Raw genomic sequence first — 13260 nt, 5'->3', positions numbered from 1 at the left:
CGATTTGGGATTCGGCACAACAGGTTCAGGTCGCCGTATTCCTGGAGAAACCCACGGTCAGTCCCCTCTCCCCCGGGAGAGGGTTAGGGTGAGGGGTGGATCTGACTGCCAACTCAATTCAGGCGCCTAGCACCCGACATGCCTCCACCGGCAAAGTCACCGACACCGGATGCCCGATGCTCAAACCAATCCCCTGACACGGCGTGCTCAACGCCGTAAACGACACCCCGGAACACTCCACCGTGGTCTCGATGGTTGCGCCGATATCGCGCACGAACGTCACCTTACCCAACAAGCGGTTGCCGGCTGTTGCCTGAGGCGCCGACAGTTGCAAGTCTTCGGGGCGGATCAGCATCTTCACTTTTTCGCCCACCAGGATGCTGCTGCAGATCGGCACTTGCAACGCATCGCCGCCCGGCAGGCTGACCCTGCCATTGCCCAGCGCCGTGGCCGGAAAGATGTTGCCCGAGCCAATGAAGTCGGCGACGAACTCGTTGGCCGGGTGGCGGTAGATTTCTATCGGAGTACCCACCTGCTGAACCCGGTGCTCACCCAGTACGACGACGATATCGGCCATGGTCATGGCCTCGCGCTGGTCGTGGGTGACCATGATGGTGGTGATGTTCAGGCGCTGTTGCAGCTGGCGGATTTCCACCTGCATCGACTCGCGCAGCTTGGCGTCCAGCGCCGACAGCGGTTCGTCGAGCAGGAGGATTTTCGGGTGGTTGGCGATCGCCCGGGCAATTGCCACACGCTGGCGTTGACCGCCGGACAGCTTGGCCACCGGGCGATCAATCATCTGTTGCAACTGGATCAACTCCAGCAACTCCACCACCCGCGCCTGTTGCTCAGCCTTGCTGACGCCACGCAGTTTCAGCGGATAGGCAATGTTCTCCCCCACGGTCATGTGCGGGAACAGCGCCAGGGATTGAAACACCATGCCGAAATTACGCAGGTGCGCCGGCGTGTTGCCGATGTCCTCGCCGTCCAGGCGAATCTCACCACCAGTCAGGGTTTCAAGCCCGGCGATCATGCGCAGCAAGGTGGTCTTGCCGCAGCCCGAAGGGCCGAGGAAACACACCAGCTTGCCCTCGGGCAAATGCAGGTTCACATCGGTTACCGCGCAGGCCGAGCCGTAATGTTTCTCGACGTTTTCCAGAATCAGACCAGACATAAGAATCACCTCAAGAAATCAGAACGAAACGCCACCTTCACCGACCAGCTTCTCGAGTGCCCAAATCAGGACAAAGTCGATCAACACGATCAGCACGGCAAACGAAAATACGGTGGGGTCGAGCGAAGACACGGTGCGGCTGTACATCCAGATCGGCACGGTCATCACGTCGATGGTGTAGAGGAAATAGGTCACGGTGAATTCATTGAACGAGACGATGAACGCCAGCAGCATGCCCGCCAGAATCCCCGACTTCATCAATGGCACCACCACGTCGACAATCGCCCGCAGCGGCGAAGCACCGAGCATTTGCGCGGCCTCTTCGACTTCGCTGCCGATCGAGAGCATGGCCGCCGTGCAGTTTTTCACCACGAACGGCAACGCCAGGATCACGTGGGCAATCACCAGGCGCGACGTCGTCATCTGGAACGGCAGGCTGTCGAACACCAGCAGCAATGCCAGGCCCAGCACTACCATGGGGAACACCAGCGGCAACGACATCAGCTGCAGGGCCACGGCCTTGCCGCGGAACTCGCAACGGGTCAGCGCGTAAGCCGCCGGCACCGCGATGATCGTCGCGAAGACCATCGTCAGGCACGCCACCATCAAGCTGGTGGTCATGGCTTTGCCCAGGCTCAGCACGTCGCTGGCATCCGGCGAGACGAAGGTGTGCCAGGCCGCCTTGTACCATTGCAGGCTGTAGCTGCTCGGCGGGAAATCGAGGTTCGACGCGCCGCTGAACGACATGACGATCATGGTCAGGATCGGCAGCACCGCCAGCAGCAGGATGAAGCCCGAGAGAATGCCAGCGAACTTGCCGGTGTCCCCTGGCAACAGCGACTGGCGTTTCTTGATCAGCGTACTCATTGCGAAGCCTCCAGCATGCGACGGCGACGGCCGGTGATGAACTCGGACAAGGTCATGATCGCAAGCGTCGTGACGATCAACACCACACCGGCGGCGGATGCGGCTGGCCAGTTCATCAGCGGGGCGATCTGGTCATGCACCATCACCGCCAGCATCGGCACTCGCCGGCCACCGAGCAGCAGAGGCACCACGAAGCTGCTGGCGTTGTAGGCGAACACCAGGGTCGCGCCGGTGATGATCCCCGGCAGACTCATCGGCAACACCACCTGGCGGAACACTTGGAGGCGACTTGCACCCAAGGTAGCAGCGGCTTCTTCGTAGCTGCGGGCGACGCCGCGCATGGCGCTGGCAATCGGCAGCACGGCCAGCGGGAAAGCGGTTTGCACCAGGCCCATCAGCACGCCGTTCTGATTGTAGAGCAGCATGATCGGGCGCTTGATCAGGCCCAGCCCCATCAGAGCCTGATTGAGCATCCCGCCGGGGCCGAGAATCACCAGCCAGCCGTAGCTTTGCAGCAGCAGGTTGACCAGCAATGGCAACAGCACCGCCGCGAGGAAGATCCGCCGCACAAAGGGCGAGGTCAGCCGAGACATGGTGTAGGCCACCGGGATCGCCAGCACCACCGCGATCACTGCGCTGATCAGCGCCAGGCGCAGAGTCAGCATCAGGGATTTGAGGTAGTAGGGTTCGAGCAACTGGGCGTAACTGGCCAGGCTGAACCCGGACCATTCCGCGCCCTTGGTGCCCACGCTCATGCGCAGCACCAAGAGGCTGGCGGCAATCAGCACACCCAGAAACAGCATCGACGGCGAGAGAAAAAACCAGGCGCGCGCCGTCGGCGAAACACCCCGATTCGGGCGCGACTCAGCGGCGCTGACCGAATGGGTCAAAGGTTGGTGTTCCATAGCAAAGGTCTCGTCAATGGAAAGCAGCTGAAGAACACATCCTTCAAAACCACCGTAAACCCTGTGGGAGCGGGCTTGCTCGCGAAAGCGGTGTGTCAGTCACATGGATGTTTGAATGTGCTGACGCATTCGCGAGCAAGCCCGCTCCCACATTGGATTTGTGGTGTTCCAAAGAGCCGGTGTTCGTCACGCGATCAGGAAGAAAAGATTTCCGTGTAACGACGAATCCATTGGTCATGCACACTGGCCAGGAAGGCGTTGTCGTGCATGATCGCCTTCTCGGCAATCTGCTCCGGCGTGAGGATGTACGGGCTCTTGCGCGCTTCGGCGGAGATGATCGCCTTGGCGTTGACCGGACCGTTGTAGATGTCTTCAGCCATCTTGCCCTGTACCAGCGGATCCAGGGAGTGGTTGATGAAGGCATAGGCCATGTCGGTGTCGCCCGGACGATTCTTCGGCATCACCGACAGCATCAGGTCGGTATAGAAACCTTCCTTCATGCCGAACGTGGCACCCAGGCCGTAATTCGGGTCGCGGATCTGTTTCGGGAAGAACGCTGGGGCGTACAGACCGCCCATGTCCAGCGAGCCGGTGCGGAACAGCTCGGCGATCTGGTTCGGGTTCTCGCCCAGGGTTACCACGCGGTCCTTGAGCTCGGCGAGTTTCTTGAAGCCGGGTTCGATGTTGTGCTCGTCACCACCGGCCAGTTTGGCGGCGATGATGATCAGGTCCATGGCCTCGGTCCAGTTCGGCGGCGGCAGGAAAATGTTTGGCGCCGCGTCAGCGTCCCACAGCGAGGCGTAGCTGGTCGGGGCTTCTTTCTGGGTGCGGGTGCTGTAGACCAGGCTGTTGCACCACAGCAGGTAACCGATGCCGTGGCCGTTGGCGCCGGTACGGTATTTCTCCGGTACGTCGACCAGGTTGGGAATGCGGTTGAGGTCAGGTTTTTCCAGCAGATCGGCGGCGGCCAGACCTTCGGCACCAACGCCCGCCAGGGTGATGATGTCGTACTGCGGACGGTCACCTGCGGCCTTGAGCTTGGCGACCATTTCCGAGGTACTGCCGGTGCGGTCAGCGATAACCTTGCAGCCGTACTTGTCTTCGAAGGTCGCGGCGATGTTGCGCAGCGCAGCCAGGCCGGTGTCATCGGACCAGGTCAGCAGGCGCAAGGTCTTGCCTTGAAAGCGGGTGTCGCTGGCGTTGGCCTTGACGAACGGCAGGCTCATGGCGGCCGCGGCAACCGAGGCAACGCCCACGGTCTTGATGAATTGACGTCTGTTCAGATCGTGCTCGCCCATTACGGACTCCCTTTGTTTTTGTAGGTATGAGGTTGGTCGCAATCATTGCGTCTGTGCCGCCATATCAGCTTCAACCCCCGAATCTACGGGTTTGAGCTGACTCGACGGCTTCATCCTGAGGTCGTGCAAAACACCTGACTATCGATAAAAACTCATTGAAGCCATGACGCCTACGCATGGCTTCCTGTAGGAGCGAGCATGCTCGCGATGGGCGCAAGGGCACCGCGTTCATTCAAGGACCCCACGTTATCGTTGACGTCCATCGCGAGCATGCTCGCTCCTACAAAGGGGGTGTCAAACAGCGCGGATCACGTGTTTGATTTCCTGGAAAGCCTGCAAGCCCCATGGCCCCAATTCACGGCCGATGCTGCTCTGCTTGTAGCCGCCCCAGGCGGTCTGCGGGAAGATCACTTGCGGTGCGTTGATCCATACCAGCCCTGCCTGCAAAGCGTTGGCGACGCGATCCGCCGCTTCGGCATTGCGTGTGACCACGCTGGCGACCAGACCGAACTGGCTGTCGTTGGCCAGAACAATCGCCTCGGCCTCGCTGGCAAAACTGCGCACGCAAATCACCGGGCCGAAAATCTCTTCACACCACAGCGCGCTGTCCAGAGGCACATCCGTGAATACCGTCGGCTGCAAAAAATATCCGCGCGGCAGATCGGCCGGACGATTACCGCCGCAAACCAGTTTGGCGCCAGCACTCAGGCCACGATCGATGTGACCGAGCACACGCTGGTATTGCGCCTGATTGACCAGCGCCCCCATTTCCACATCCGGATCGAACGGGGCCGCCACGCGAATCGCTTCGGCGCGAGTCCTCAAGCGAGCGATGAAATCATCGAACAACTCATCGGCAACCAGCACGCGACTGGTGGCCGAACACATCTGCCCGGCGTTGAAGAAACCACCCCCGCACGCGGTCTCCACCGCCAAATCAATATCGGCATCGGCCAGCACCAGCAGCGAAGACTTGCCGCCCAGCTCCAGGCTCACACCCTTGACGGTTTCCGCCGCCCGCTGCATGACCTGCACGCCGACTGCGTTACTGCCGGTGAACGACACCTTGGCGATGCGCGGGTCCGCCGACAGCGGTGCACCGACCGCCAGGCCAGTGCCGCAGACCAGGTTGAACACGCCTTTGGGCAACCCGGCCTCGGCGATGATCGCCGCCAGCTCCAACTCCGGCAGCGGCGTCACTTCCGAAGGTTTGAGCACCACGCAACAGCCGGCGGCCAGGGCCGGGGCGAGTTTCCACGCGGTGGTGACCATCGGGAAGTTCCACGGCACGATCAGGCCGACCACACCGCACGGCTCGCGGCGCAGGCGCGCGCTGAAATCGTCGCTCGGCAGTTCTACGGCACTGTCCTGTTGTGCATCCAGCCCTTCGGCGAGAGTGGCGTAGTACTCGAACGTGGCGATCACATCGTCGACATCGATCGCCGCCTCGAACAGCGGTTTGCCGTTGTTGCTCGACTGCAAATGCATCAGCTGTTCACGACCGGCCTGCACGCCCGCAGCGACTTTGCGCAGGATCGCGCCACGCTCGGCCCCGCTGGTTTTCGACCAGGCGGCGAAAGCGCTGCTCGCCGCGCTCACGGCCTGATCGACGGCGCGCTCATCGCCGCCGTTGACGGTGGTCAGCAGGGCTTCGGTCGCCGGGTTGATCACGCGCAGATGTTCGTTGCCGGCCGACCATTGGCCGTCGATATACAGACCGTCCAGAGTGGTTGGAAAACTCATTTCGATACCGCCTGCATCCACTGGGCCTGATCGATTTCAATCAGGGTCGGACCCTGCCGATCGGCGGCCACACGCAAGGCAGCGCGCAGTTGCTCGACACCGTCGACGGCCTCGGCAGCGCAGCCCAGGCCCTTGGCCACAGCGATGAAGTCCGGGGTATAGATGTCGACACCTACCGGTTCAATGGCACGGTTGACCATGTACTTCTTGATCTCTTCGTAGCCCTGGTTATTCCACAGCAGCACGATCACCGGGGTGCGCGCTTCAACGGCACTGGCCAGTTCCGGCAGGGTGAATTGCAGGCCGCCGTCGCCGATCAGGCATACCACTGGTGGACGGGCGCCGTTGCGGGCACTGCCGCCGAGCCAGGCGCCGATGGCCGCCGGCAAGGCATACCCGAGGGTGCCGTAGCCGGTGGAGGAGTTGAACCAGCGGCGCGGGCGCTCCGGGTTGAAGGTCAGGTTGCCGGTGTACACAGGTTGCGTCGAATCGCCGACGAATACTGCATCCGGCAGTTCATGCAGGACGGTTTCGAGGAAACGGGTCTGGGCCAGGGTTGGTGCATCCCATGTGCCCGCCAGCTCCTCTCGCAATCGCGCGGCACGCACCTGCCCCCAATCGTTGCGGCGCTCGGCCAGGGATTTGTGCGACAAGGCGCTGAGCAAGGCGCGGGCGGCGTTGCGTGAGTCGGACACCAGCGCCACGTGCGGCGGATAGTTGCGCACGGTCTGGTCCGGGTCGATATCTACCCGCAGCAGTTGGCCAGGAATCTCGAAACCACCGGCGAAGGTCACGTCGTAGTCGGTCTCGGCCAGTTCGGTGCCGATGGCCAAAACAACATCGGCCTCGGCGACCAGCGCGCGGGTAGCGACCAGGCTCTGGGTCGAACCGATCAGCAACGGGTGAGCGGATTCAAGCATGCCTTTGGCATTGATGGTCAGCGCCACCGGTGCGTCCAGCAGTTCGGCCAATTCGGTCAGTTCGGCGGCCGCATTGATCGCACCGCCACCGGCGAGAATCAGCGGACGCTTGGCACCAGCCAGCAATTGAGTCATGCGCGAAACAGCGCTCGGCGAAGCACCGGCACTGTCGATGTTGACCGGGATGCTGGCCAGCAGGTCGTCGGCCTCTTCGACCAGCGCGTCCAATGGAATTTCGATGTGCACCGGGCGCGGACGACCGGCCTGGAACAGCGCAAAGGCTCGGGCCAGCACACCCGGCAACTCCGAGGCCGACATCAGGGTATGGGAAAATGCGGCGACACCGGCGACCAGTGCGCCCTGGTTCGGCAGCTCATGCAGCTTGCCGCGACCACCGCCCAGCTGGCTGCGCGATTGCACACTGGAGATCACCAGCATCGGAATCGAATCGGCGTAAGCCTGCCCCATCGCCGTGGTGATGTTGGTCATGCCTGGGCCGGTGATGATGAAGCAGACACCCGGTTTGCCGCTGGTGCGAGCATAGCCATCGGCCATGAAACCGGCACCCTGCTCATGGCGCGGAGTCACGTGGTTGATACTCGAACGAGCCAGCCCGCGATACAGCTCCACGGTGTGAACCCCGGGAATGCCGAACACCTGCTCGACCCCGTAGTTTTCGAGTAACTTGACCAATACTTCGCCGCACGTCGCCATGTGAATTGCCCTTCTTGTTCGTTTGAGACGCCGGGCTGTGGGAGCGGGCTTGCTCGCGAAAGCGTTGTGTCATACAACATTGATGTCGATTGACACTCCCTCTTCGCGAGCAAGCCCGCTCCCACATGACCCGGGGATGGCCTCATTGGAACGGGCGACACGTAGGCGCAACAATGGATAAAAAGTCATACTAGCCATGTCCTCACGTCATACCTTGGATACCCATGAAACGACTGCCTCCCCTGCCGGCGCTGCACACTTTTCTGATTACCGCGCAGTGCTGCAACTTCACCCGGGCCGCTGAACAACTGCACATCACCCAAGGTGCGGTGAGCCGACAGATCGCCGGGCTGGAAGATCATCTGGGCTATGAGCTGTTCATCCGCCAGGCCAGGGGCCTTGAACTGACGACCGAGGGACGGGAATGGCTGCCACGGGTGCAGCAGATTTTCGGTTTGATCGACGAGGCCGTGGAGCAGATCGGCGAGACTCGCGAAACCCTGCAACTCAAGGCGCCGACCTGTGTCATGCGCTGGTTGCTACCTCGCTTGCTGCAATGGCAGAAAGAGCGCCCGGATGTGCCGGTGGAACTGACCACCACGGTCAAGCACGGGGTGGATTTTCATCGCGAGCAGTTTGATGCGGCGGTGATGTACGGCGCACCGCCAGACGATGCACTGGCGTCTTGTCACCTGTTCGACGAACAACTGACGCCGGTCTGTTCCCGTCCCATGCTCGAAGGTCCCTTGGCGTTGCAGGCACCGACCGATTTGCAACAGCACCTGTTGTTGCACCCGACCCGCGACGAACGGGACTGGAAGGCCTGGTTGAAGGCAGCAGATGTGCATTTGACCAATGTCAGCAAGGGCCAGCATTTCGAAACACTGGACCTGGCGATGTCGATGGCGTCCCAGGGGACGGGTGTGGCGATTGGCGACTGGTCGTTGATCGGCGATGACCTGAATGCCGGGCGGCTGGTCATGCCCTTTGAGCTGAAGGTGAAAACCGGTTTGGCGTACTACATCGTGTTCCCCGACAAACCCGCACCTTCGCCGAAATTGCGTGAACTGATGGGGTGGCTGGTGGCGCAGGCGCAGGCGCGTTGAAGCAGCCCTGATCGTTCTCACGGGCGTGGGAACGATCATCTCAAGCCTCGGTCATTCGCCCCACTTCATCTCACCTTTGGCGACTTTGGCGCTCAGCTCCAGAGAACTTTCTTCAGCGAGGCTCGGGTAGCGTTTTTTCATGGCGCCGATCAGCGCGGCAGAGTCTTTCGCCTTGGCAGTTTCCTCGTCGAACGCCTTGATGTAGTCGGCGGTGAACTGCACTGCCGCCAGTGAGCGCGCGCTCTCACCCAGGTAATGACCCGGCACCACGGTTTTCGGTTTCAGGGTTTCGATCGAATGCAGCGTAGTCAGCCAATCGGCATGGGACTGCGCAGTTTGGGTGTCGGCCATCCAGACGTGGATGTTTTGCGCCACCACAACACCACCCACCACGGCCTTGATCGACGGAATCCACACGAAGCTGCGATCCGGCTGCGGGCCGTCAAGACCGACTACCTGCAGCTTCTGCCCTTCGAGAATCAGGCTGTCGCCCTCGAGCACATCCGGCACGATGGTTTTGGCCGGTACGTCCGCGCCCATCTTCGGGCCCCAGAACGCCAGTTTGCCCTCGACTGTGTGCTTGATGTGCTCGACGGTCGGTTGCGAGGCCAGCACCCTGGCCTTGGGGAATGCGGCGGTCAGGGTATCGAGGCCAAAGTAGTAGTCCGGATCGCCGTGGCTGATGTAGATAGTGGACAGTAGCTTGCCGCTGGCGCGGATTTTTTCCACCACTTTTTCAGCTTGGGATTTGCCGAATTGCGCATCGATCAGAATCGCCTCTTTGTCGCCGCTGACCAGTACAGAGGTCACCGGGAAGATCGCTTGTTCGCCGGGATTGTAGACGTCCAGGGTCAATGTCGACGCTGCGGCATGGGCACCGAAGCCAAGTGCGGCGCTGGCCAGTAAAACGCGTTTGAGAGTGGTGAATCCGATCATCTGTTGCTCCGTTGTCCGAATGGCAATGCAACAGAGCTTAATTGCGTACTTCAGTACAAAAAATGCGATCCTTTGACATAGTTTGTTTCTAAAATCGGGCAAATCATGGATCGTCTACAAGCAATGCGGGTGTTCGTCACGGTGGTCGATCTTGGTAGCCAGTCCGCTGCCGCCGATCATCTGGAGCTGTCACGGCCGGTGGTGTCGCGGTACCTGGCCGAACTGGAAGACTGGATCGGCGCGCGTCTGATGCATCGCACCACGCGCAAATTAAGCCTGACCGCTGCCGGCAGCGAAATACTGCCGCGCTGTCGGCAGATGCTCGATTTATCCAGCGACATGCAAGCCGCCGTCAGCGAACCGGATGACGCTCCGCGCGGCCTGCTGCGAATCAGCGTCAGCACGTCGTTCGGCCAGGCGCAACTGGCCGATGCCATGGCTGCGTACGTCAAGCGTTACCCCGGCGTCAGCATCGACATGCAGATGCTCGACCGCACGGTGAACCTGGTGGATGAACGTATCGACCTGGCAATTCGCACCAGCAACGACCTGGACCCAAACCTGATCGCTCGCCGGCTGACGGTCTGTCGCTCGGTGGTCTGTGCCACTCCCGCCTACCTGCGCGAACATCCGGCGCCACAACGGGTCGAGGACCTGAGCCTGCATAACTGCCTGACCCATTCCTACTTCGGCAAAAGCCTTTGGCATTTCGAGCAGGACGGCGAGCAGGTATCTGTGCCGGTGCAAGGCAACATCAGCGCCAACGAAGCCAGTACCCTGTTACGCGCCACCCTGGCCGGGGCCGGGGTGGCAATGCTGCCCACGTATCAGGCCGGGGTGCATATCCACAGCGGCGAGCTGATTCGCTTGCTGCCTGCCGTCGAGCCCCGGCAGTTGAACGTGTACGCGGTGTACGCCTCACGCAAGCACATGCCAGCGGCGCTGCGCAGCTTGGTGGATTTTCTGGTGGTGAGATTTGCGCAAGAACCGGAGTGGGATGCCGGGTTTTAAAATCAAAAGATCGCAGCCTGCGGCAACTCCTACACAACTCACCGACCCTGACCTATGCTCAAAGTAATACCCGAGGGTATTCGTTCAGAGGTCAACGCCATGAACATCAAAACAAGAAGATACCTTGCGATTCTCATCACCTGCGCGTTCACGCTCGGGTTGTATGGCGCTGCCGCCTGGCGCGTGGAACAACTGCGCGACCTGCCCCGTGAATACTCGAGCTGTTACTTCGAGCGCTGCGTTCCCCACAACGCGACGCTCAACGCCCTGCGGTAGGACGGGAGTCAGCTGTCCTTGTCCTGTTCGGCCTTCAAGCGGTCGCGGAACGCCTTGGGCGAAATGCCCACTCGACGGCGGAACAGCCGCGTGAAATTGGTCGGATCCGAAAATCCCAACACGTCGGACATTTCATAAATGGTCATGCTGGTATAGGTCAGCAAGCGCTTGGCCTCCAGCAGTTGACGCTCGTGCATGATCTGCAATGCCGGTTGCCCCGCCAGCTCGCGGCAGGTGCCATTGAGATGCGACACTGAAATCCCCAGGCGGTGGGCCAGGTCTTCGACCTTGACGTGTTGGCGATAGGTCTCTTCCACCAGTTGAATAAACCCGTTGAGGTATTCCCGCGCACGCTGTGGTCGCGCAAGTGCGGTACGTCGCTGGATCACCTGACGACTGACCCACACCATGATCACGCTGACCAGCGAATGCATGAGCATTTCCCGCGCCGGCTCATGGCTGGTGTATTCAGTGTGCAATGCGCTGAACAGGCTGTTGAGGTATTCGCCATTCTCGCCCGCCGGGTAGCTTTCGGCCTGGGCCAGGGCATTCACCGATTGCCCCAGCTGCCCTTGCAAATGGGTGATCAGTGGCGTCGCCAGGGTTACCACGAACCCTTCCACGTCCTCGGAAAAACGAAAGCCATGCACCGAAAGCGGTGGCAGGATCTGGATGGCCGGTTCTGTCAGTTGCGATCGTTTGCCTTCGATTTCAAGTTCTGCCTGACCTTTGAATACGAAGAGCAACTGGCATAAATCGGCATGGCGATGGGGTTTGATTTGCCAATGATGTTCGCGGCTGCGTTTGGAAATGGTTTCGCAGTGCAGCAAGTCCGGGGTTGGCCAATCCAGGCTTTCACCGTAGAGCTTGAACACGGGAATCGAAGGCAGGTCAGGCTTGTTCATGACGTCAATCCAGGCCTCGAGTAAATGGCGGGCGATAATCGCACTGATTGGCAGAATGTACAGGTATCCGCTCAGTTTTCACCTTCAATTGACAGACCCGCAAGGGAAAAATGCAAGCGTTCGATCCATAAAAATCATTCACCGGCCCTGGTCGCGTGAAGCTTGCGAGTCATAAAAACAATGAAAACGCTGAAAACCCAGGTTGCCATCATTGGTGCCGGCCCATCAGGCTTGCTGCTCGGCCAGTTGCTGCACAACGCGGGTATCGACAACGTCATTATCGAACGCCAGAGCCCCGACTATGTGCTCGGGCGAATCCGCGCCGGAGTCCTCGAACAGGGCATGGTAGAGCTGTTGCGCCAGGCCGGCGTGGGCCAGCGAATGGACCGCGAAGGGTTGGTCCACGGCGGTTTTGAACTGGCCCTCGACGGCCGTCAGGTACACATCGATCTGAACACCCTGACCGGTGGAAAAACGGTGATGGTCTATGGCCAGACCGAGGTCACCCGCGACCTGATGGCCGCTCGTCGGGAGGCTGGCGCGCAGACAATTTACCAGGCCGGCGATGTCGTTCCCCATGGCATGAAAAGCGCAGAAACCTTTGTCACGTTTGAGAAGGACGGCCAGGCCTGGCGCCTCGACTGCGACTACATCGCCGGTTGCGACGGTTTTCACGGCGTGGCGCGCCAGTCCATACCCGCCGACTGCCTGAAAGTGTTCGAGCGGGTCTATCCGTTCGGCTGGCTGGGAATCCTCGCCGATACCCCGCCGGTCCACGAAGAACTGGTCTACGCCCGCCATGAGCGCGGTTTTGCCCTGTGCAGCATGCGTTCGGCGACGCGCACCCGGTACTACCTGCAAGTGCCGACCAGCGATCACGTCGACAACTGGTCCGACCAACGCTTCTGGGACGAACTCAAGTTACGCCTGCCCCAAGACCTGGCAAACAAGCTGATCACCGGGCCGTCCATCGAAAAAAGCATCGCGCCGTTGCGCAGCTTCGTGGTCGAACCGATGCAGTACGGGCGGCTGTTCCTGGTCGGTGATGCGGCGCACATCGTCCCGCCCACCGGCGCCAAGGGCTTGAACCTGGCGGCCAGCGATGTCAGTACGCTGTTTAATATTCTGCTCAAGGTTTATCGCGAAGACCGCCTCGATTTGTTGGAGAAGTACTCCGAAATCTGCCTGCGCAGGGTATGGAAAGCCGAGCGGTTTTCCTGGTGGATGACTTCGATGCTGCATCGTTTCGATGATCAGGACGCCTTTGACCAGCGCATCGTCGAGTCAGAGCTTGAGTACTTCATCGGCTCCGAGGCCGGCCGAAAAACCATTGCAGAAAATTACGTCGGCCTTCCGTACGAGACTATCGAATAGCTTGCTATCGACTTACACTGGCGAGCATTCC

At 60.7% G+C, this 13260-nt stretch carries 12 protein-coding genes; 4 read left to right on the top strand and 8 right to left on the bottom strand.

Features of this window, described 5'->3' with window-relative positions; translation table 11 throughout:
* Positions 1–118 precede the first annotated feature (118 nt).
* The 6 genes from AC07OG_RS06075 to AC07OG_RS06050 all read right to left on the bottom strand — a co-directional run bounded on the left by AC07OG_RS06075 (position 119) and on the right by AC07OG_RS06050 (position 7621).
* On the bottom strand, positions 119–1174 hold the full coding sequence (locus AC07OG_RS06075; RefSeq protein ID WP_495066466.1) for an ABC transporter ATP-binding protein: 1056 nt from the start codon (positions 1172–1174) through the stop codon (positions 119–121).
* 18 nt (positions 1175–1192) lie between these two features.
* Positions 1193–2041, bottom strand: a complete 849-nt coding sequence (locus tag AC07OG_RS06070; RefSeq protein WP_495066465.1) for an ABC transporter permease — start codon at positions 2039–2041, stop codon at positions 1193–1195.
* Positions 2038–2946 carry an ABC transporter permease gene (locus AC07OG_RS06065; RefSeq protein ID WP_218424628.1) on the bottom strand — a complete coding sequence of 303 codons (909 nt, stop codon included), beginning with the start codon at positions 2944–2946 and terminating at the stop codon, positions 2038–2040. Before AC07OG_RS06065 ends, AC07OG_RS06070 begins: the two co-directional genes overlap by 4 nt.
* A 194-nt stretch (positions 2947–3140) precedes the next feature.
* Positions 3141–4244 (bottom strand): extracellular solute-binding protein, encoded by a 1104-nt coding sequence (locus AC07OG_RS06060; protein WP_060539606.1) that lies wholly within the window; start codon positions 4242–4244, stop codon positions 3141–3143.
* 294 nt (positions 4245–4538) lie between these two features.
* On the bottom strand, positions 4539–5987 hold the full coding sequence (locus AC07OG_RS06055) for an aldehyde dehydrogenase family protein (RefSeq protein ID WP_495066464.1): 1449 nt from the start codon (positions 5985–5987) through the stop codon (positions 4539–4541).
* Entirely contained in the window at positions 5984–7621 is a 1638-nt protein-coding gene (locus AC07OG_RS06050) for a 5-guanidino-2-oxopentanoate decarboxylase (RefSeq protein WP_495066463.1), read from the bottom strand. The genes AC07OG_RS06055 and AC07OG_RS06050 overlap by 4 nt, the downstream gene beginning before the upstream one ends.
* Before the next feature lie 224 nt (positions 7622–7845).
* Here AC07OG_RS06050 and AC07OG_RS06045 point away from each other — a divergent pair, with 224 nt between their 5' ends.
* The gene (locus tag AC07OG_RS06045) at positions 7846–8727 is read left to right on the top strand and encodes a LysR substrate-binding domain-containing protein (protein ID WP_060539603.1); all 882 of its coding nucleotides are present in this window, start codon (positions 7846–7848) and stop codon (positions 8725–8727) included.
* A gap of 51 nt (positions 8728–8778) precedes the next feature.
* Here AC07OG_RS06045 and AC07OG_RS06040 read toward each other — a convergent pair whose 3' ends face one another.
* The gene (locus tag AC07OG_RS06040; protein WP_495066462.1) at positions 8779–9663 is read right to left on the bottom strand and encodes an MBL fold metallo-hydrolase; all 885 of its coding nucleotides are present in this window, start codon (positions 9661–9663) and stop codon (positions 8779–8781) included.
* A gap of 105 nt (positions 9664–9768) precedes the next feature.
* Here AC07OG_RS06040 and AC07OG_RS06035 point away from each other — a divergent pair, with 105 nt between their 5' ends.
* Both AC07OG_RS06035 and AC07OG_RS06030 read left to right on the top strand, forming a co-directional pair.
* Positions 9769–10674: a LysR family transcriptional regulator gene (locus AC07OG_RS06035; protein WP_495066461.1), complete on the top strand. Its 906-nt coding sequence runs from the start codon at positions 9769–9771 to the stop codon at positions 10672–10674.
* A 99-nt stretch (positions 10675–10773) separates the two neighbouring features.
* Positions 10774–10950: a hypothetical protein gene (locus tag AC07OG_RS06030; protein WP_177336931.1), complete on the top strand. Its 177-nt coding sequence runs from the start codon at positions 10774–10776 to the stop codon at positions 10948–10950.
* An 8-nt stretch (positions 10951–10958) separates the two neighbouring features.
* On the opposite strand, the gene AC07OG_RS06025 is transcribed toward AC07OG_RS06030, so the two are convergent.
* On the bottom strand, positions 10959–11855 hold the full coding sequence (locus tag AC07OG_RS06025; RefSeq protein ID WP_060539599.1) for a helix-turn-helix domain-containing protein: 897 nt from the start codon (positions 11853–11855) through the stop codon (positions 10959–10961).
* Positions 11856–12044: 189 nt separating this feature from the next.
* On the opposite strand from AC07OG_RS06025, the gene pobA reads away from it, so the two are divergent.
* On the top strand, positions 12045–13229 hold the full coding sequence (gene pobA / locus AC07OG_RS06020) for a 4-hydroxybenzoate 3-monooxygenase (protein ID WP_177336937.1): 1185 nt from the start codon (positions 12045–12047) through the stop codon (positions 13227–13229).
* Positions 13230–13260 lie beyond the last annotated feature (31 nt).

The organism is Pseudomonas sp. GW821-FHT09H03, from assembly GCF_059415945.1.
The sequence above is the reverse complement of the archived record's forward strand: the minus strand, read 5'-3'. Positions and strand labels throughout refer to the sequence as shown.

Bases quoted from the DNA above. Each gene is read 5' to 3' on its own strand.
- AC07OG_RS06045 (WP_060539603.1), top strand. From the start codon at position 7,846: ATGAAACGACTGCCTCCCCTGCCGGCGCTGCACACTTTTCTGATTACC.
- AC07OG_RS06070 (WP_495066465.1), bottom strand. From the start codon at position 2,041: ATGAGTACGCTGATCAAGAAACGCCAGTCGCTGTTGCCAGGGGACACC.
- AC07OG_RS06040 (WP_495066462.1), bottom strand. From the start codon at position 9,663: ATGATCGGATTCACCACTCTCAAACGCGTTTTACTGGCCAGCGCCGCA.
- AC07OG_RS06035 (WP_495066461.1), top strand. From the start codon at position 9,769: ATGGATCGTCTACAAGCAATGCGGGTGTTCGTCACGGTGGTCGATCTT.
- AC07OG_RS06055 (WP_495066464.1), bottom strand. From the start codon at position 5,987: ATGAGTTTTCCAACCACTCTGGACGGTCTGTATATCGACGGCCAATGG.
- AC07OG_RS06060 (WP_060539606.1), bottom strand. From the start codon at position 4,244: ATGGGCGAGCACGATCTGAACAGACGTCAATTCATCAAGACCGTGGGC.
- AC07OG_RS06050 (WP_495066463.1), bottom strand. From the start codon at position 7,621: ATGGCGACGTGCGGCGAAGTATTGGTCAAGTTACTCGAAAACTACGGG.
- AC07OG_RS06025 (WP_060539599.1), bottom strand. From the start codon at position 11,855: ATGAACAAGCCTGACCTGCCTTCGATTCCCGTGTTCAAGCTCTACGGT.
- AC07OG_RS06030 (WP_177336931.1), top strand. From the start codon at position 10,774: ATGAACATCAAAACAAGAAGATACCTTGCGATTCTCATCACCTGCGCG.
- AC07OG_RS06065 (WP_218424628.1), bottom strand. From the start codon at position 2,946: ATGGAACACCAACCTTTGACCCATTCGGTCAGCGCCGCTGAGTCGCGC.
- AC07OG_RS06075 (WP_495066466.1), bottom strand. From the start codon at position 1,174: ATGTCTGGTCTGATTCTGGAAAACGTCGAGAAACATTACGGCTCGGCC.